Consider the following 19,694-nt stretch of genomic DNA (forward strand, 5'->3'; position numbering starts at 1 on the left):
ATGGAAAACAGCGTGAATGCACCCGATGATGCAAAGATACGCAGGAAAAAAAAGTATAACAGGATAGCAGACGTCATTTTTCTCGTTCAGTTTCTTGTGATGACTGTATTTTCTGGTTACTCATTTATAATGGTGGGCACAGATTGTATGCTGACAGTTATAGGTGCAATTTGGTTATTCCTGCTTATTTTAAGTATAATCAAAGGACGAAAGCGGTTTCTTCTGCTTGGAATAATTGTAAATTTATTCTGTTTAGTTGTCTATCTTTTCTTGCTAAGTTTCCCAAGCAGTTTTGGTTCAGCGAAGCAATGGAGATACGATCATCAGAGAAGGTATGTTGAGATTATACAAAACATTCAGTCAGAATGTTTCCCAGATAAAATTCCCGAATATACAAGCGATTACTATATAGAGTATATTCCGGGTATGTGGCAGGGTACAGGACATTTCCGCGTTCATTTCAAGACCTCTGCTAAGCAACTGGAACAGTACGAAAAGGAATATTCCGCACAGGCGATATACACCATTCCGCTTACTGATTTTAACCGCGGAATAACAGCGGTTAAGGAAATAAGCCCGAAGGCAGCTGTTTCACATGGAGATGACAAGTCACTTATGGTGGCATACGATCAGGATTACTGGGCGGGACACGAAAAAGATGCAACGGTGTATGTTGTGTCGGCTGTTCATAACTGGAATCATCCTCACAGTGGTGCAGTCATTATAAATAAGACAGACAAAATGGTAGAATTCACACATTTAGGATAACGCAATGGGGCGGCTCAAAATACAGCTGCCCTATAGGTGTTTTTTTGGAAAGGAAAAAATATGAGTTACAAACTGAATAAAAAGCTGGTAAACTTAGTGCCGTATGACCCTATAACAGGTCACTATGATATCAGACTTGATGCAAACGAGAGCTGCTTTAACCTCAACGACAGCTTAAAGGCAAAGATAGCAAAGAGCATTTCGCAGATAGACTTCAACCGCTATCCTGACAGCCTTTCAAAAGCTCCTACAAAGGCTTTTGCAGAGCTGTATAATATCCCCGAGGACTATATCAGTGTGGGAAACGGTTCTGACGAGCTTATAAGCATTATCGAGGGCTGCTTTTTCGAGGCAGGGGATACTATCGTCAATGTATCGCATGATTTTTCAATGTATGAGTTCTATGCTCAGCTCTACGAGGTAAACGTTGCAACTTATCAGAAGGAAGCGGATCTTTCTATTGATCCTGACAAGCTTATAGCTTTCTGCAAAGAGAATGGTGCAAAGGGACTTATCTTCTCAAATCCATGCAATCCTACTTCTCTGGGACTTGACAAGGATTCCGTAAGAAAGATAATAACTTCACTCAGCGATACACTTGTTATACTTGATGAAGCTTATATGGATTTCTGGGATCAGTCGCTTCTTGACGAAGTAAACGATTACGATAATCTGCTCATACTCAAGACCTGTTCAAAGGCTATCGGACTTGCAGCAGTAAGATGCGGTTTTGCAATTGCGAACAAGAAGATAACAAACGCTATCCGTGCGGCAAAGTCGCCTTACAACAACGATACGGTCGCACAGACTATAGTTGCTGATATCCTCAGTGAGAAGGAGTATCTCAGGGAGTGCCGCGACATTATCGTAAAGAATACAAATCAGCTTTACAAGGCGATAACAGCTCTTGACGAGAAGCACAAATGCTTTGAAAAGGTATACGTGCCATGCACAAATTTCGTTCTCATAAAGACAGATGAATTTGAGAATATATACAAGTTCATGCTAGAAAATTCTATCGCAATAAGAAAGTTTAAGGGCTTTATCCGCATAACAGCAGGAACCGAAGAGGAGAATGCTCGTTTTATGGAAGTTCTTGAAAAGTACTACAGTAAGTAACAGGGAGGTCGTTTATGCGAACAGCTTCTATTGAACGTGTTACCAAAGAGACTCAGATAAGCATATCGGTAGCACTCGACGAAAAGGGAAAAGCTGAGATAGATACAGGCATCGGATTTTTTGATCATATGCTCACAGCTCTTTCCGTACACAGCGGTATCAGCATGAATGTCAAAGTAACAGGTGATTTGCACGTTGACTGCCACCATACCATAGAGGATACGGGCATAGCACTGGGACAGGCACTGGGACAGGCACTTGGCACAAAAGCGGGTATAGTCCGCTACGGTACAGCATATATCCCTATGGACGAGTCACTAGCTATGGCAAGCCTTGACCTTAGCAACCGTCCGTTCCTTGTGTTCAACTGTGATTTTACAAATCAGAGCTGCGGCGGTTACGATCTTTGCATGACGGAAGAATTTTTCCGTGCATTTGCGTTTAATTCGGGAATGACACTGCACATAAATCTTCTTTACGGCAGCAACGATCACCATAAGGCAGAGGCTGTATACAAAGCAGTCGCTCATGCTCTGAAAACTGCTGTAACGCAGAATTCTGACGGTTCAACTCTTTCCACGAAAGGAGTACTCTGATGATAGCTATAATCGACTACGGCGCAGGAAATATATTCAGCGTAAAGAACGCACTTGACTACCTCGGACTTGAAAGCAGACTTGTCAGCGACAAGGAGTCCGTAAGGGCTGCTGACGCTGTTATTCTTCCGGGTGTAGGAGCATTTCCGGCGGCAATGAAAAAGCTTGAAGCAACAGGACTTGTTGACACGATCAAGGAAGAAGCTGCAAGAAAGCCTTTCCTTGGCATATGTCTTGGTATGCAGCTCATATTCGAGAAGGGATATGAGTTTGAGGAGTGTGACGGTCTCGGACTTATCAGCGGCAGCGTCCGCAAAATGGAGGAGACGGATCTTATAATACCGCACATGGGCTGGAACAAGCTGGAAAAGCTTAACGACTGTCCGCTGCTTAAAAACGTAGGTGATAACGAGTATGTATACTTTGTACACTCGTACAAGGCACACTGCGAGGATAAGAATATTGCAGCATATGTAGAATACGGCGGAAGAGTTCCTGCACTTGTTTATGACGGAAAATACGTCTACGGAGCACAGTTCCACCCTGAAAAGAGCGGTGAAACAGGTCTGAAGATACTTCGCAGCTTCGGAGGACTTATATGACATATAAAAGTCTGCTTTCATGTTCTTATAATACCCGCGAGCTTGGCGGCTTCAGAACTGTCAGCGGCAAAATGACGAGAAATAACGTATACTGGCGCAGCGATGTTCCTTCACAGCCTGTTGCCGAGGATATTGAAAAGCTTCTTTCTGCTCATATCACTACTATAATTGATATGCGTACTCAGTGGGAAGTCGAAAAAAATTCCGATATGCTTTCTGAAACAGCAGGCTTTGAATATCTACATTTTCCTATAACCGAAGGAAGCGGAGTTCCCGAAAGTCTTGAAGCTGTACCCCTTTCATATATGGAAATTGCAACGGCTGAGAATATGCCAAAGGTGATGAAAACCATTGCAGAGATCAGTAACGGCGTACTTTTCCATTGTACGGCAGGCAAGGACAGAACGGGCGTTGTAAGCGCAATAATACTCATGACTTGCGGAGCATACCGCGAGGATATAGTCAATGATTATGTCGTAAGCCGTGAGTACAACCACAAAAGGCTTGCAGCCTTTCTTGAGGCTCACCCCGAGGTGGACAGGAATATCGTCCTTGCGAATGAAAAGAGCATGAATGGCTTTATTGACCTTTTTACAGAACGCTTCGGCACTGTGGATGGCTATTTTGAAGCTATGGGACTTTCGGCACAGCACGCCGATATGATAAGAAACAAACTTATGAGGTAAAGATATGAGCGGAATAATACTTTGTCGTTCAAAATACGGAGCTTCTGCAAAGTATGCGGAATGGCTCTCTCAGGAGACAGGATTCAAGATAACAGACACAAAAAAAGCTGATATAAAAGAGGTCGCAAAATATGACACTATCGTTCTCGGTGGAGGTGTATACGCTTCTTCCATAGCAGGGATAGCGTTCCTTAAAAAGAACATATCAGCGCTGAAAGGCAAAAACATATATGTTTACTGCTGCGGAATGGCACCGCTTAGCGAAGAGGTGCTGGGCATACTGAAAAATAAGAACCTCAGCGGCGAGCTTTCAGACATACCGCTTTTCTATTATCAGGGAAAGTGGGATATGAATGATCTGAACTTGTCTGATAAGGCAATGATGAAGCTGTACATAAAAATGCTTGAAAAGAAAGATCCGTCCGAGTTAAAGGAATATGATCGTCCGATGCTTGAAGTAAAGGATAAGACGATGGACTGGACGGACAAAAAGTATCTCGCACCGCTTATAGAGCTCATCAGATCAAAAGGAGAATAATTATGATAATTTTACCTGCAATAGATATAAAGGACGGAAACTGCGTCCGCCTTTTCAAGGGCGATTTTTCCACTGTAGAGAAGGTCGCTTCCGACTATCTTGAAACTGCAAAGAGCTTTGAAGCAGCAGGAGCAGAGTGGATACACATGGTTGACCTTGACGGTGCCAAAGAGGGCAGACCCGTCAACACAAAGATATACACAGATGTAGCAGAAAAAACAAACCTGAAAGTCGAGCTCGGCGGCGGTATCCGCAGCATAGAGACAATAAAGGAATATCTTGATATGGGCATCACAAGAGTTATCCTCGGTTCTGTAGCTCTTAAAAATCCGAAGCTTGTATGCGAAGCAGTTGAGAAATTCGGCAGCGAAAAGATAGTTGTAGGGATAGATGCGATGAATGAAATGGTCGCAACAGAGGGCTGGCTTGAAAGCTCAGATGTCCACTACATAGACCTTGCAAACAAGATGATAGAGTCGGGAGTAAAGTACTTTATCTTCACTGATATTTCCAAGGACGGCACTCTCTCGGGAGTTAACCGCGAGCAGCTCAAAAAGCTTGCTGACGCTACCGAGGGCAGAGCCAATATCGTAGCAAGCGGCGGTGTTCATACTATGGACGATATCGTTGCCTGCAAGGAAATGGGACTTTACGGAACTATATGCGGAAAGTCGATCTACAAGGGAACTCTGGATCTCAGAGAAGCTATTGAATATTCGGTGAAGTGAAATGAAAAAAATCAGACCAACGAAATCATGGATCATCTCAATAATCATAGTTGCATTATGTTCGGCAGTATTTATAGCAGCAGAGTTAATGGGGAAAGAGATCCCTGACAAAGCAATACGTGTGATAGGTCTTGTGGGACTTGTTTCGATACTTGTACTGGTATTTTCGACTATCAGATCAATAAGAAACATGAACATACAAAACGATGAAAAATAAAAAGGCACGTATTATCAGTTCGGCAGTTAATATCCTGTCATTCGGTATGTTGGGGGCGTATCTTGTGTATATGCTCATGATGTATAAGGATTTCCCAGAACAGATAGGTGTACATTACGGCGAGGACAACGAATTTGATGTTTACACTTCAAAATGGCTGGCTTTCTTTCCGTTTATGGCAGGCTTCGTACTGGCGGTAGTATTCACGGTCGGAAGTATTGCGGTAAAAAATGTAAAGAGTATAAGCAAAAAGCTCTGCGATGAGGACTATATCTTCGTCAGAAAAACTTTGCTTATGGCTTTTGACGCAATGAAGCTTTTATGGTCGGTATTCTACACCATATGGGCACACTGCGTCATACATCAGACGAAAATGTTCACCTTCGGCATACCGATCAGGATATTTCAGGTCTTGCCGATATTGATAATAGCAGGAGCATTGATAGCAATAGACAGTAGAGTAAGACTGAAAAAGTCAAACTGCTATATTATCATAGCAGAACTTGTTTTTATTTCTGTTATGGTGTTCATTTTGATAATAAGTAACAATTTAAGGAAGTGAAAAAATGCTTGCAAAGAGAATAATCCCTTGTCTTGACGTTAGAAACGGCAAGGTAGTTAAGGGCGTAAATTTTGAAGGAGTACGTGACGTAGGTGATCCTGTAGAGTGTGCGGAGGAGTACAACAAGCAGGGCGCAGACGAGATTGTATTCTATGATATCACAGCTTCATTTGAGGGACGCGGAGTATTCCTCGACGTTGTGAGAGATACAGCGAAAAAGGTATTCGTACCTCTTACAGTAGGCGGCGGCATCAAGACTGTTGACGATATCCGTGAAGCTCTTCGTGCAGGAGCGGACAAGGTATCCGTAAACTCACAGGCAGTACAGAACCCGCAGCTCATCAAGGACGGAGCCGATATATTCGGCAGTCAGTGCATCTGCGTAGGTATAGACGCAAAGAAGATAGCGGATAACAAATGGACAGTATACATAAACGGCGGACGCAAGGACATGGGCATTGACCTTATTGACTGGGTCCACACTATCGAAAAGCTTGGAGCAGGCGAGATATGCCTTAACTCCATAGACGCGGACGGTACTAAGGAAGGCTTTGATATCCCGATGCTGAAGGCTGTATGCGAAAACTGCTCAATACCCGTTATCGCCAGCGGCGGAGCAGGCAAGATAAACGATTTCTATGAGGTTTTCGAGAAAACAGGAGCTACCGCGGCTCTTGCAGCTTCGCTTTTCCACTTCAAGGAGCTCACCGTAGGCGAGGTCAAGGACTACTGCCGCGGCAAGGGCGTGATCGTTCGTTGATGAACTTCATCAGGAGCGTAAAGCTCGAGAAGCTTACGAAAGAGCTTAGGTATGTATCAAAGCTTCCTGCTGTGAAAAGTCTTGCCAAACTTGATGAGTTTGAGTTCATAAGTCCCGTGACATATTTTGTCGGCGAGAACGGTTCGGGAAAGTCAACTTTGCTTGAAGCCTTAGCCGTAAAATACGGCTTCAATGCGGAGGGCGGTTCGCTTAATTTTTCGTTTTCCACAAAGAAAACACACTCGCCGCTCCACAGCGCCATAAAGCTTGCGCGCGGCATTGAAAGACCGAAAACAGGATTTTTTCTGCGAGCTGAGAGTTTTTACAATGCTGCATCGTATATTGATACTCTCGGCAGTGAGATACTCGGCGCATACGGAGGAGTATCTCTGCATGAGCAATCTCACGGGGAGAGCTTCTTCTCTCTTGTGCTGAACCGTTTCATCGACCGCGGACTTTACATACTCGACGAGCCTGAGGCGGCTCTTTCGCCGTCGAGACAATTGTCACTGCTCATAAGGATAAAGGAGCTTGCGGACAACGGCAGTCAGTTCATAATAGCGACCCATTCGCCGATAGTTCTTGCTTGTCCGAATGCGGATATATATGAGCTGAGCAGCAAGGGCATAGTAAAGACAGCTTATGAGGATACAGAAACATACAGCGTTATGAAAGCTTTTATGGACAGTCCTGAGCGTATGATAGACCACTTGTTTGAAAAGGAGTAAATATGATAAAGATAGACTTGAACGACCTTGACAAGTTCTTCGCCAAGGGAGAGCTTATTCCGGCAATATGCTATGAGGTCAACACAAAGACAGTTCTTATGCTTGCGTATATGAACAAAGAGAGTCTGAAAAAGACTCTCGAAACAGGATATACATGGTTCTGGAGCCGTTCCCGTCAGGAGTACTGGAACAAGGGCGCGACATCGGGACACGTCCAGAAGGTCGTATCCATATACGGCGACTGCGACAATGATACCCTGCTTGTAAATGTTGAGCAGACGGGAGTTGCCTGTCATACAGGAAGCTACAGCTGCTTTTTCAATGAAATATATAATACAGAGGAGAATGAATAATGACAGTTTATCAGGAAATTTTTGAAGTAATAAAGGAAAGAAAGAAGCAGTTCGAGAACGGAACTGCTGCTGAAAATTCTTACACTTGTTATCTTTTTGAGAAGGGCGTAGACAAGATATGCAAGAAGGTCGGCGAAGAAGCTACCGAGACAGTTATCGCAGCAAAGAACGGCGATAATGACGAGCTCATGAACGAGATAAACGATCTTCTCTACCACGTAATGGTGCTCTGCGCAAATCAGGGACTTGACTGGTCTGATGTTGAGAGAGTTCTTGACGAGAGAAACGAAAAGATCGGAAATCTCAAGAAGTTCCACGAAGTAGACAAGAATACATGATGAAAAAAGCCTGAGAATAGATCTCAGGCTTTCTTTTATCCACCCATCTGCGTCCTGAAATCCTTAGTGTCGAGGAAATCAAACAGAGCGGTGAGTATGTCATTGTAGCATGGTATATAGATATGTATACCGTCACCCGATGTATAATCATCACGGAGGTCAAGATTTTCGTCGCAGACAACCGAATAAGCATCGAAGAATACTATTTTGGGTGAGTCTATATCATCAACCATTTGTTTGAGAGCGGCATTGTACTCGCGCACGATATCGTTGCGGATAACATCGCAGTACGAGCACACGGGAGTAATAGCAGCGACCACGATATTTATATCGGGAACTCGCTGACGTATCTGATCTATAACGTCATGGTATCTCCGGACAAAAGATTCGGGCGAGTTCATATTAACGTCGTTCATTCCCACAGACATATACAGCAGCCGCGGTCGGATATAATCAACTGCGTCGATCATGCCGATGTCGCCGAACCCGTAATTGAAGGTGAAGTAGTCCAGGTTCCACATTGATACAGATTCTGTTGCGATATTATGTATATCAGGGATAAATCCGTAGTAATCGAAGCCGAGAGCGAGAGAGTCTCCCGCAACAGCAAGTCTGTCCTGATAGAACGAGCTGTTGGGTGAAGTGCCCGCATAGACTGTCGGCGCACAGACTTCAAAAGGTGAAGTCGTAAAAGTTGTAGTAGTTGTTGTCACGGTCGTTGTAGTGACAGTAGTTATACGGCACTCGGTCAGCTCATCGGAAATGATTTCCGAAGCAGCATCAACAGCCGAGACAATGAGCTTTGAGCCCTTATCTTCTCCTCTGTCGTTATATAGAGAGGAGGTCATGGAAATGCATAATAAGACCGAAAAAAGCAAAAGGATCACAGTTATCGGACTATTCAGCATTTTCAAAAACTTTTTTTTCATAAAATACACTTCCTGTAGCTTGTGGGAGCCCCCACGGAGAAAGCTCATATAAGAGCGCAGACTATATTTTACCACATTTTTCGGAAAATGTAAAGTCAAAATAGTATCAACATAAAATTCATAGTTTTTACCTTGACATTATTGCCGAGTGGGAGTATAATAATTGTTAACTGAGCGCAGGCGGCTTTTTGCGCATATTTGAATATTATTGTTTTCAGGAGTGTATTTATATGAATAATGTTAAGATAACAGATCTTTATGATCTTTCACACAGTGCTGCAAAGGAGTATCTCAGCAGGTTCACATATCCATGGGAGGCTCTCAAAGGGATCAGCAGCTTTATAATCGAACTGGGATCATCACTCAGTCCCGATGAGTACGATAATCCTGCCGAGAATGTATGGGTACACAAGACAGCAAAGGTGTTCCCGTCAGCATATCTTGGAGCTCCCTGTATAATCGGAGCAAATACCGAGGTGCGTCACTGTGCATTTATCAGAGGTAGCGCTCTTGTCGGCGAAAACTGCGTTGTGGGCAATTCCGTGGAGCTCAAAAATGTTATCCTTTTTGACAATGTACAGACACCGCACTATAACTACGTAGGCGACAGCATACTCGGCTACAAGTCTCACATGGGAGCAGGTTCCATCACATCTAATGTAAAGTCTGACAAGACAAATGTTGTGATAAAGTCGGATACAGAGGAGCTTGAAACAGGCATCAAGAAAATAGGCGCAATGCTTGGCGACTTTGTTGAAGTAGGCTGTAACAGCGTACTGAATCCGGGAACAGTTATCGGAAGAAATTCCAATATCTACCCTACGAGTTGTGTAAGAGGAGTCGTACCTTCCGACAGCATCTATAAGACAGGCGGAGTTATAGTTCACAAGGCATAAGCGGAGGAGAAAAAGTGAAAAGAAAGATATTAGCGTCCGTAGCATTTACAGCGGCATTTGCCCTCACGGTAACAGCTTCATGTTCGGACAACAACACTGATGATTATCTTTACGAAACAACAACGACGGAAGTGACAACTACCGAAGAACCAACAACTGCCACAACAAAGCAGCATACGACTGAGGCAACAACAGAAGCGAAGAAGGAGTACCCTGAGCTCGTGAATACATACTCGGGAACATATGTAGCTACACAGGGAGTTACAGCTCTTGATTTTTCTGTGTTCGGAACCGATGATGACGGCGTAATACAGGCACTTTTCTCGTTCCATGAAGATCCCTCGAATACAGGAGTACCTTCGGGGAGCTATCTCATGGAGGGTACTGTTGATGAGGAAAAAAGCGTAAATGGTGTTGTTGCAGTTGATTTCAAAGGCTCAAAATGGGACAAGAAGCCTGAAACATACAGTATTATCGAATTCAAGGCATATTTCGACCCTGAAAACGGCATTGTGAAGTCTGACAAATACGAGCTGAAGCTTAAAAAGACAGCAGGAGCTGATCTTGGTATACTCGTAAACAGATATGAGGGAGAGTATACTCCCGAAGCAGGCGAGAAGGAGATAAGCTTTGATATCGTAAACGTAGGAAATCACGGCGATATAGAGGCGGTATTTGAGTTTGAACCTGAAAAAGGCAAAAAGGTAAGCTTTATAAGCGAGGGACAGGTAAGCAATATCGCATCAGACGGCAGGATAACAGCTTCCTTTACAGGTATTGAATGGAGCGAAGAAGTAAAGGACAAGAAGTATATCGACTTTGAGGGCGTTTTCTCTGCTGACGGAAGAACTCTTACAGAAAACGGCGGACACAATATAAAGCTCGCTGTAAAATAACACATCAGGCTGCCTTCGGGCAGCTTTTTTGTTTACTTTTTTCGCTTAAAATATTGTAAAATAAGACAAAATGTGGTATGATAAAAATAGTATTTGCCCACTGACGGCAGAATGGAGGACTGTATGGAGAATAAGATCACTTTCAGCGGCAATATGACTGCACAGATCAATTTTGCGATGCAGCAGAATTACGTACCTGTTTTCAGAAATATCATTATGACAAACAACTCCGATGAGGAACTGAAAAATGTTCGGCTAAGGATAAGCTTCGAGCCGGATTTTGCAGGGACTTTCGAGTCTGTGCCTGTTGACCTCAGACCTGCACAGCCTGTGGAAATAACACCTATAAATATAATCATGCGCTCAGAATACCTTTTCAGTCTCACTGAGAAGCTTGTGGGCAGTGTTACGATAGAAGCACTTCAGGGAGAAGAAGTCCTTGCCTCAGAGAGCAGAACCATCGAGCTCCTTGCATACGACCAGTGGTCAGGCATAAACTTTATGCCTGAGACTGCCGCAGCATTTGTATCCCCCAATCACCCGAAGGTACAGGAGATTATTGCAGCAGCAGGAGTGTACCTGAAGAAATGGAGCGGCGATCCTGCATTTACAGGATATCAGACAAAGAACCCAAATATCGTCAAGCAACAGATGGGAGCAATATATGCAGCCCTTCAGGAACAGAATATAGCTTATGCTATGCCGCCTGCAAGCTTTGAAGATGCTCAGCGCATACGTATGCCTGATGCCGTGCTTGAATCAAAACAGGGTACCTGTCTTGATCTTTCGGTGCTTTACTGTTCTTGTCTTGAAGCAGCAGGACTGAACTCCATGCTTGTTCTGGTACAAGGTCATGCGTTTGCCGGCTGCTGGCTTGAAAACGAGACATTCTCTGACTGTCTGCAATATGACGTATCGGCTCTTACAAAGCGTATAGCTCACGGTATAGATGCAGTATGCCTTGTTGAGTGTACAGATTTCGTTGCAGGAAAGAATACGGACTTTGATATCGCCGAAAAACACGCGGCGAGCAGCCTTGAAGATCCTGACAAATATTATTTTGCAATAGATATCGCACGTACACGATCAAGTGGTATTAGACCCGTACCTTCGAGAGTATCCGAGGGCGGAACGTTCAAGGCTGTTGATTACGGTGCAAGAAAAAAGTCAGAGATAACGTCTGCTCCCAATGAGATAGATATTAACGGACAGAGTGTAGCCGATGCCGAGGGAAGAGAAGTCACAAAGCAGGTGATGTGGGAGAGAAAGCTCCTTGACCTCAGTCTCAGGAATAGTCTTCTCAATTTCCGACCGTCAGCTATGAGTGTACAGCTCATGGTCAGCGATCTTGGCATACTCGAAGATGAGATGTCCAACGGTGAGGACTTCAAGGTGCTTCCGATGCCGAATGACATGACATTGCAGATATCAGACAGTAAGATATACGAGATCGAGAACGAGCGCGACATTATCACAGTTATTTCGGAATCCGAGTTCAAGAGCCGCCGTCTGCGTACATTCATGAAGGAAACCGATCTTGAAAAGGTCATGAAGAAGCTTCACAGGCAGGCAAAGGTGAGTATAGAGGAAAACGGTGTCAATACCATATATCTCGCACTTGGTTTTATACGCTGGTTTGAGACCGAAAAGAGCGACAAGCCCCGTTATGCACCGCTTGTGCTCGTACCTGTGGATATTATCCGCAAGGTACAGGAAAAGGCATATGTTATACGTATGCGTGATGAGGACACACAGGTCAACATCACCATGCTGGAGTACATAAGACAGACATTCGGCATCGACATCAAGGGACTTGATCCCGTTCCGGAAGATGAGAACGGCGTGAATATACAGCTTATCTTCAATACAGTCCGTCAGGGCATCATGGCTCAGCCGCGCTGGGACATAGTTGAGTATGCGTTCATAGGACAGTTCTCATTCAACCGCTTCATCATGTGGAACGATATCCGCAACCGTGCAGAAGAGCTTACGAAGAATAAGGTCGTTGCAAGCCTTATCTCCGGCAGGACAGAGTGGGAAGGCGATGACCTCTATATATCGCCGCTTGATCTTGATACAAAGGTGTCTCCCACAGATCTTGTTGTGCCGCTGAGCGCTGATTCATCGCAGCTTGCTGCGGTATACGCTGCGTCACAGGGCAAGAGTTTCGTGCTTCACGGCCCTCCCGGAAGCGGAAAGTCCCAGACCATTACCAACATGATCGCCAGTGCGCTGTATCAGGGAAAATCCGTACTTTTCGTAGCTGAAAAAATGGCAGCTCTTTCCGTAGTTGAGAAGCGACTGAACAAAGTCGGTCTCGGACCTTTCTGTATAGAGCTTCATTCAAACAAAGCTCAGAAAAGAGCAGTTCTGAAACAGCTTGAGGAAACTCTGAACGTGGGCAGGATAAAAGCTCCGGCCGAGTATAAGGCGCAGGCTGACAAGCTTGCTGAGATGCGCAAAGAACTCAACGGCACTATGGAGGAGATACATAAAAAGCGCAATTTCGGCTGCTCTATGTATGATGCAGCCGTTAGATACGAGAAGAACAGCAGCTTCGGCGGCAGGTTCACATTTACGAATGAGCAGCTCGATGCTATGAGTGAAACCTCTTACACCACATGGCGTGAGACACTGGAGAGCCTTGCTGCGGCAGGCAGGGAATTCGGTGACGTGACCACGACAGCTCTTGGAATATGTGAACTCACATCGTGTACTCCCGAAACGAGAGGAGCTATGGAGGCAAAGCTGAGAGAGCTGAAAACAGCACTTGCTGCCGCACAGGGCGATACAGCTCAGCTTGCTTCGTTTACGGGCAGCAGCGAGATGACGTTCGAGGAATGCAAGCTTGCTGCGGAGATAATTACAGCTTCTTCAAACGGCGAGAAGCTTCTTCCCGATATTATAGCGGACAGCCGCTGGAACGGATATAAGGAGCCGGCACAGGCTCTTATCAGCACGGGCAAGTCGCTTTCGCAGGTAAAGAACGAACTTCTCGAAAAGTTTGAGCCCTCCGTACTGAGCTATAATGCGTCCGATGCACTTGTAAGGTGGAAGACTGCGCAGGGCAAGTGGTTCATTCCGAAGAGTATGGGCAGCAGTAAGCTTGTCAAGGAGCTTGCTGCACACGCGAAGTCTGCTTCGTCAGTCACAAAGGATAATATCACACAGTATTATGATAAGATTAATCAGTTCAACGTGCTCAAAGGGCAGATATCGTCATCTCAGCCTGATCTGCTGAAATACTTCGGCACACTAAGGCTTGACGAGAATACCGACTGGAACGATGTTGAGAACTGCACCGCACGTTCGTCGGAAATTGCCGAAAAGGTGGCAGCTTCAACGTTTGCTGCGGAAATAAAGCAGAAGCTTTGCGAAAGCATCGCTAAAGGCATAAGCGGTGATATATCAAAGATATCCGCTGATTTTGCTGCATTGGAGAATATCGCATCACAGCTTCGCAGCAGCTTCGGCATAAATACAGATAAGCTCATTACAGGTGAGAGCTGGTGCAGCGACGCTCAGCAGAAAGCAGATGCCGTTATTGAAGCCCTTCCGCAGCTAAAGGAATGGACGGGTATAGTGACTATCTGCAACAGGCTTAAAGAGCTTGGTATAGCCAATGTTGCAGAAGCCTACATGAACGGCGAAGTTCCTACTGAGCAGCTTATCCCTGCATTTGACTGCGATATCAGCAGGGCAATGGTCACGACAACTATTTCCCGCAGCAGTGAGCTTTCACGTTTTCAGGGAACTCTTTTTGAAGATACTATCAGACGCTTCGGCGAGGTCATGGACAGCTTCTCCACACTCTCCATCAAGGAGCTTGCTGCGGAGCTTTCGGCTAAGATACCCACACCCGGCAGTTCTGCAAACAGCTCGGAGATAGGCATACTGCAAAAGGCTATAAAATCAAATGGCAGAATGATGTCAATTCGCAAGTTTTTCGACAGCATACCCAACCTGCTCAGAAGAATGTGTCCTGTAATGCTCATGAGCCCGATATCGGTTGCGCAGTACATCGACCCGTCTTATCCGAAATTTGACCTTGTTATATTCGACGAGGCATCGCAGCTCCCGACCTGTGAGGCTGTAGGAGCTATCGCACGAGGTGAGAACGTTATCGTCGTTGGTGACCCGAAACAGCTGCCGCCTACGAGCTTCTTTGCTTCAAATCAGGTGGACGAGGAGAACTACGAAAAGGAAGACCTCGAAAGCGTTCTCGATGACTGTCTTGCACTTTCAATGCCTCAGAAGCATCTGCTCTGGCACTATCGTTCTCGTCATGAAAGTCTTATTGCATACAGCAATTCAAAGTACTACGAGAACAAGCTCTATACATTCCCGTCGCCTGACGATCAGGTTTCCGAGGTGAGCTGGGTACACGTCGAGGGTTACTACGACAAGAGCTCAACGCGAACAAATAAAGCGGAAGCACAGGCAGTTGTGGCAGAGATATGCCGCAGACTGAGAGATGAAAAGCTCAGAAAGCTGAGTATCGGCGTTGTTACGTTCAGTCTGCCGCAGCAGAACCTTATCGACGACCTGCTTATGGACGCTTACCGAGATGATCCCAAGCTCGAAGAGTACGCTAATGAGATGTACGAGCCCATACTTATAAAGAACCTCGAAAATGTTCAGGGCGATGAGCGTGATGTAATTATGTTCTCTATCGGATACGGTCCTGACAAGGACGGCAAGGTGTCTATGAACTTTGGTCCGCTCAACCGCGATGGCGGCTGGAGAAGACTTAATGTTGCGATATCACGTTCAAAGTGTAAGATGATAGTATTCTCAGTCATCACTCCTGATATGATAGACCTTTCACGTACACGTTCAGACGGCGTTGAGGGGCTAAAGGGCTTCCTTGAATTTGCTTCAAAGGGCAGGAGTGCTCTTCCTGTGAGAGCAGGCTCAAACAGCAGTAGCGAGGGCTTTGAGACAGTTGTTGCTGCTGAGATAAAGAAGCTGGGTTATGAATGCAAGTGCAGTGTGGGCTGCTCTGACTACAAGATAGACGTTGCTGTAGTGAATCCCGATAAGCCTGACAGCTACATCATGGGTATAAACTGTGGCAGTGAAGCACATTATCATAACGGAACAGCAAATGACAGATGTCTGTCCCAGCCTGCTGTGCTTAAAGGACTGGGGTGGAACGTCATGAACGTCTATATAATCGACTGGCTGGATAATAAGGACAAAGTTCTCGGCAAGATAAAGGCGGAGATCGACGCAGCTGTTGAACGCTACCGCTGTCCTGCGGCTGTTCCCGAGACAGAGGAGAAGAAAAAGCAGGAGCTTGTCTTTGAGACAGAGGAAGTGAGCAGCTTTGCTGAGAGCTTCGACAAGTTTGAGCCGTTCAGGATAAAGGCTCTGGGGACTTCTGAAAACTTCAACGAGAGCAGTCTTGCGAAGATAAGCAAGTGTATAAATGATATACTTACGGCGGAAGCTCCCATGAACAAGAAGGTGCTTGCGAAGAAGACATTCTCATGCTGGGGCATATCACGTCCCGGAGCTAATATGAAGGCTCTGTTCGATGCAGCATTTGCAAAGGCAGACGCTAAGACAACAAGCGCGGGTGAGAACGAGTACGTATGGCTCGGAAGTCAGACACCCGAATCATATGACAAGTGCAGGACAGTGTATATCGACGATGACAAGCGTGATATAGACGATGTAGCTCCCGAGGAAATAGCAGTGGGCATCAGGGAGATAATGTCCCGTCAGGTGGCTATGGCTCGTGAGGACTTGCTCCGCGAGGTAGCTCATCTCTTTGGATTCTCAAGAGTTACCCCAACTCTGGAGGTATCTGTAGCTCTTGGCATAAAAGCCGCTAAAAACCGCGGTTGGGTAGGATTCTCGGAAGACGGAAGAGTATCCTATACAGGAAAATAAAACTATGGAGGACGAAATTGAAACGACTTCTCATAATAATAGGAAAAATAATAGTTAAGATGCTTCAGCTGATGCACAGAAATGCGGGAAATCTTCCCGGTATCATACTGTGGCATCTGTCGAGGCACAAGGCAGTATCCATGTTCAGGGTGGACTGTCCCATCATCGCTGTGACGGGAACTAACGGAAAGACCTCGGTCACAAACTGCATCGCTCAGCTATTTGAGCGCAGCGGAAAGAAGATCATCATAAACAAAGAAGGCAACAACCTTGATACGGGTATATGCTCCATGCTGCTGAAATACTGCGATATGTCAGGCAGGGTAAAGGCTGATTACCTTATACTTGAAACAGACGAATCCCACGTACCTGTGGTGTATTCGCAGCTCAAACTGGACACGCTGGTAGTGCTGAATTTCTTCCGCGACCAGCTGGACAGAAACGGCGAAATGGAGACTCTTATCCAGAAGATAAACGGCTTCTGCAAGACATTTGAGGGCAATCTCATACTCAACGGCGACGACCCGAATACAGCTCGTCTGGGCAGGGCAAACCCCAAGAACAAGAACGTGAAGTACTTCCACGCCGAGCCTTACGCTTTTGCGACAAAGAAGATATTTGAAGCCTCTGAGGGAAGATTCTGTCCTTTCTGCGGTGAACCGCTGGAGTATGAGTACTATCAGTATTCACATATCGGCAAATTCATCTGCAAGAAGTGCGGCTTTGGCGACTATCAGCCGTATATCACAGCTAAGGATATCGACCTTGAAAAGCCTGTATTTACAGCTGACGGGCATACCTATTCGCCAAAGCTCAACAGCATCTACAATGTCTACAATATGACAGCTGTAGCAGCTGCGGCAAAGCTGTACGGCATCGAACAGAAGGTGACCGATTCCGTTATAAACAGTTATACCGTCAAGAACGGACGTATGGAGAACTTCATGCTTGGCAGCAGCAAGGCAACTCTTAATCTTGCAAAAAATCCTGTTGGAGCAAATATGACGCTGCGTGTAATGAACGAGATGCAGGGCGAAAAGGAGCTTCTTTTCGTGCTCAATGACAACGTTGCGGACGGTCTTGATGTATCGTGGATATACGATATCAATTTCAGTATTTTCGAGCGCGTTTCGAGAGTTGTTACCTCTGGCACAAGAGCATACGATATCGCAGTCCGTATCAAGACTGCGGGATATGATCCTGCGAAGATAGTTGTACGTCCCGATCTTGATAAGGCTGTTGAGGAGCTTGCTTCCACAGTGAGCAGAAAATTCATTATCGCAAACTACACGGCAGTTCAGCCAACAAGAAGCGCACTGAAGCGCTACATCGCAAAGCATGGAGGTAACAAATGAAAACGATAAAAATTCTTCATATGTATGCCGATATGCTCGACCTTTACGGTGACAGCGGAAATATGGAAGTTATGGCTTTCCGCTGTAAAAAGCGCGGTATCGGCTGTCAGATAGACAAGTATTCCATTGACTCAGAGATGCCTGATTTCAGCTCTTACGACCTTATCTATATCGGCGGAGGTGCCGATCTCGAACAGCAGCATATCTCGGCAGACCTGCTCAAATGCAAAGACGGTATCGTCAAAGCATACAAGAACGGAACATTCCTATTTTTGATATGCGGCGGCTATCAGCTCATGGGCAAGTATTACCGTGACGCTGATGGTAACGATATAAAAGGTCTGGGACTTTTCGATTATTTTACTGTAGCTCCAAACAGCCGCAGAAAGCGTTGCATCGGCAATATTGTTATCGAGACAGCTATTACGGGAAAGCCTGTTAAGGTGCTTGGCTTTGAGAACCACGGCGGTCAGACACAGGGCGTAAAAACTCCGTTCGGAAAGGTCCTTTACGGCAACGGAAACTGCTCAAAGAGTGAGACTGAAGGCTACTGCGAGAAGAATGTTATAGCAACATATCTGCATGGTCCATGCCTCTCAAAAAATCCCGAGATATCGGACTATATGATCGAATACTGCGTGAACAGGGGAGCATCTGAGCATATTGCTATAGAAGCTCTTGACGACAAGCTTGAAAAGGAATGCAGAAAGGTAATGCTGGACAGGCTGCTTAAAAAGTAAGAAGTGTAGGGGCGCACAGTGTGCGCCCTTAGCCGTTAGCGGCGATATCCACATCGCCGTGTCAGTGATTAGTGTCGGGGCGGCATTTCACACATATTAGAACGGCTCTATAGAAAGCAACAGATAGTTGCTTGATTTTGGCGGCAGAAATGTTATAATAGCATCAGAGGTGATAATTATGGAAACTAAAAATATTATACTTGAACTCAGGACTAAATTCGGAATGTCACAGGAGGAGCTCGCAGAAAAGGTCTACGTTACACGTCAGGCTGTATCACGCTGGGAAACAGGCGAGACCGTACCCAATACAGAGACACTGAAGATACTGTCAAAGCTGTTTGATGTATCCATAAATACTCTTTTGGGCTCGCCGAGACAGCTTGTATGCCAGTGCTGCGGTATGCCCCTTGAAGATGCTGCGATAAGCAGGGAACAGGACGGTTCATTCAACGAGAGCTACTGTAAATGGTGCTATGCTGACGGTGAGTATATGTATCACAATATGGAAGACCTTATAGAAGTATGCGTAAAGCATCTTGCAGAGAGAGGATTTTCCGAGGAGCAGGCGCGTTCCTACATGAGTGAGATGCTGCCTGAGCTTGACTACTGGAAGCAGCATAAAGAGCTTGGGGACAATGGCAGGTTTGAGGGGGTCAAGGATCAGCTTATCAGCGAATTCAATGCCTTGAATATTGAAGGTATGCCAAAGGTTGAGAAGCTCGTTTCACTTGTGGGGAGCTATGTCAATCTTGAATATAAGCTGCCTAATGGTGATATGGTAAGATTTCTTGATGATAATGCAACATATCTCGGCAATCAGCTGGAATGTGAAACAGGCGAAAAGTGCTTCGGTATCATCGGCAATGCTGACTTTATTCTTGTTGCATCTTATGATAAAGACGGCAAAGATCCGGAACTGCTCGTTTATAAAAAGAGATGAGTATGTTTGGGCGACTCTCCGAACAAACATGAATATTGAAAAAAC

General features: G+C 45.4%; 20 protein-coding genes. 19 read left to right on the forward strand and 1 reads right to left on the reverse strand.

Annotated features, from left to right (window positions below):
• Genes K6G33_RS04050 through hisE form a run of 13 tightly spaced genes read left to right on the forward strand, consistent with a single transcriptional unit; the run spans window position 1 to window position 7,995 of the window.
• On the forward strand, window positions 1–768 hold the full coding sequence (locus K6G33_RS04050; RefSeq protein ID WP_296776551.1) for a hypothetical protein: 768 nt from the start codon (window positions 1–3) through the stop codon (window positions 766–768).
• 60 nt (window positions 769–828) lie between these two features.
• Entirely contained in the window at window positions 829–1,887 is a 1,059-nt protein-coding gene (locus tag K6G33_RS04055; RefSeq protein ID WP_296776554.1) for a histidinol-phosphate transaminase, read from the forward strand.
• 14 nt (window positions 1,888–1,901) lie between these two features.
• Window positions 1,902–2,483, forward strand: a complete 582-nt coding sequence (gene hisB, locus K6G33_RS04060) for an imidazoleglycerol-phosphate dehydratase HisB (RefSeq protein ID WP_173449597.1) — start codon at window positions 1,902–1,904, stop codon at window positions 2,481–2,483.
• Window positions 2,483–3,085, forward strand: coding sequence for an imidazole glycerol phosphate synthase subunit HisH (hisH, locus tag K6G33_RS04065; protein ID WP_296776558.1), 603 nt, complete (start codon window positions 2,483–2,485; stop codon window positions 3,083–3,085). The genes hisB and hisH overlap by 1 nt, the downstream gene beginning before the upstream one ends.
• Window positions 3,082–3,771 (forward strand): tyrosine-protein phosphatase, encoded by a 690-nt coding sequence (locus K6G33_RS04070; RefSeq protein ID WP_296776560.1) that lies wholly within the window; start codon window positions 3,082–3,084, stop codon window positions 3,769–3,771. Before hisH ends, K6G33_RS04070 begins: the two co-directional genes overlap by 4 nt.
• Window positions 3,772–3,775: 4 nt before the next feature.
• Window positions 3,776–4,309 carry a flavodoxin domain-containing protein gene (locus K6G33_RS04075; protein ID WP_296776564.1) on the forward strand — a complete coding sequence of 178 codons (534 nt, stop codon included), beginning with the start codon at window positions 3,776–3,778 and terminating at the stop codon, window positions 4,307–4,309.
• Window positions 4,310–4,311: 2 nt separating this feature from the next.
• Window positions 4,312–5,037 (forward strand): 1-(5-phosphoribosyl)-5-[(5-phosphoribosylamino)methylideneamino]imidazole-4-carboxamide isomerase, encoded by a 726-nt coding sequence (hisA, locus tag K6G33_RS04080; protein ID WP_296776566.1) that lies wholly within the window; start codon window positions 4,312–4,314, stop codon window positions 5,035–5,037.
• Between the two features lies 1 nt (window position 5,038).
• Window positions 5,039–5,254: a hypothetical protein gene (locus tag K6G33_RS04085; RefSeq protein ID WP_296776569.1), complete on the forward strand. Its 216-nt coding sequence runs from the start codon at window positions 5,039–5,041 to the stop codon at window positions 5,252–5,254.
• A complete protein-coding gene (locus K6G33_RS04090) occupies window positions 5,244–5,816 on the forward strand; it encodes a hypothetical protein (protein ID WP_296776572.1) in 573 nt (190 codons plus the stop codon). Before K6G33_RS04085 ends, K6G33_RS04090 begins: the two co-directional genes overlap by 11 nt.
• A gap of 4 nt (window positions 5,817–5,820) precedes the next feature.
• Complete coding sequence (gene hisF / locus K6G33_RS04095; RefSeq protein ID WP_296776574.1) at window positions 5,821–6,576, forward strand: imidazole glycerol phosphate synthase subunit HisF; 756 nt, start codon at window positions 5,821–5,823, stop codon at window positions 6,574–6,576.
• Window positions 6,576–7,304, forward strand: coding sequence for an AAA family ATPase (locus K6G33_RS04100; RefSeq protein ID WP_296776576.1), 729 nt, complete (start codon window positions 6,576–6,578; stop codon window positions 7,302–7,304). The genes hisF and K6G33_RS04100 overlap by 1 nt, the downstream gene beginning before the upstream one ends.
• A 2-nt stretch (window positions 7,305–7,306) precedes the next feature.
• Window positions 7,307–7,657 (forward strand): phosphoribosyl-AMP cyclohydrolase, encoded by a 351-nt coding sequence (gene hisI / locus K6G33_RS04105; RefSeq protein WP_296776578.1) that lies wholly within the window; start codon window positions 7,307–7,309, stop codon window positions 7,655–7,657.
• Window positions 7,657–7,995: a phosphoribosyl-ATP diphosphatase gene (gene hisE, locus K6G33_RS04110; protein ID WP_028516514.1), complete on the forward strand. Its 339-nt coding sequence runs from the start codon at window positions 7,657–7,659 to the stop codon at window positions 7,993–7,995. Before hisI ends, hisE begins: the two co-directional genes overlap by 1 nt.
• Before the next feature lie 35 nt (window positions 7,996–8,030).
• On the opposite strand, the gene K6G33_RS04115 is transcribed toward hisE, so the two are convergent.
• Window positions 8,031–8,924 (reverse strand): GDSL-type esterase/lipase family protein, encoded by an 894-nt coding sequence (locus tag K6G33_RS04115; RefSeq protein ID WP_296776581.1) that lies wholly within the window; start codon window positions 8,922–8,924, stop codon window positions 8,031–8,033.
• A gap of 230 nt (window positions 8,925–9,154) precedes the next feature.
• Between K6G33_RS04115 and K6G33_RS04120 the strand changes: the two genes are divergently transcribed.
• The 6 genes from K6G33_RS04120 (at window position 9,155) to K6G33_RS04145 (ending at window position 19,649) form a co-directional block, all read left to right on the forward strand.
• Window positions 9,155–9,820 (forward strand): UDP-N-acetylglucosamine pyrophosphorylase, encoded by a 666-nt coding sequence (locus tag K6G33_RS04120; protein ID WP_296776583.1) that lies wholly within the window; start codon window positions 9,155–9,157, stop codon window positions 9,818–9,820.
• Window positions 9,821–9,834: 14 nt separating this feature from the next.
• The gene (locus tag K6G33_RS04125; RefSeq protein WP_296776585.1) at window positions 9,835–10,716 is read left to right on the forward strand and encodes a hypothetical protein; all 882 of its coding nucleotides are present in this window, start codon (window positions 9,835–9,837) and stop codon (window positions 10,714–10,716) included.
• 123 nt (window positions 10,717–10,839) lie between these two features.
• Complete coding sequence (locus tag K6G33_RS04130; RefSeq protein WP_296776586.1) at window positions 10,840–16,614, forward strand: DUF3320 domain-containing protein; 5,775 nt, start codon at window positions 10,840–10,842, stop codon at window positions 16,612–16,614.
• 17 nt (window positions 16,615–16,631) lie between these two features.
• Complete coding sequence (locus tag K6G33_RS04135) at window positions 16,632–17,969, forward strand: Mur ligase family protein (protein ID WP_296776588.1); 1,338 nt, start codon at window positions 16,632–16,634, stop codon at window positions 17,967–17,969.
• On the forward strand, window positions 17,966–18,709 hold the full coding sequence (locus K6G33_RS04140; RefSeq protein ID WP_296776589.1) for a glutamine amidotransferase: 744 nt from the start codon (window positions 17,966–17,968) through the stop codon (window positions 18,707–18,709). Before K6G33_RS04135 ends, K6G33_RS04140 begins: the two co-directional genes overlap by 4 nt.
• 178 nt (window positions 18,710–18,887) lie before the next feature.
• A complete protein-coding gene (locus K6G33_RS04145; protein WP_296776592.1) occupies window positions 18,888–19,649 on the forward strand; it encodes a zinc ribbon domain-containing protein in 762 nt (253 codons plus the stop codon).
• Window positions 19,650–19,694: the final 45 nt, after the last annotated feature.

This window comes from Ruminococcus sp. (genome assembly GCF_024691275.1).
Classification (GTDB): Bacteria; Bacillota; Clostridia; order Oscillospirales; family Ruminococcaceae; genus Ruminococcus.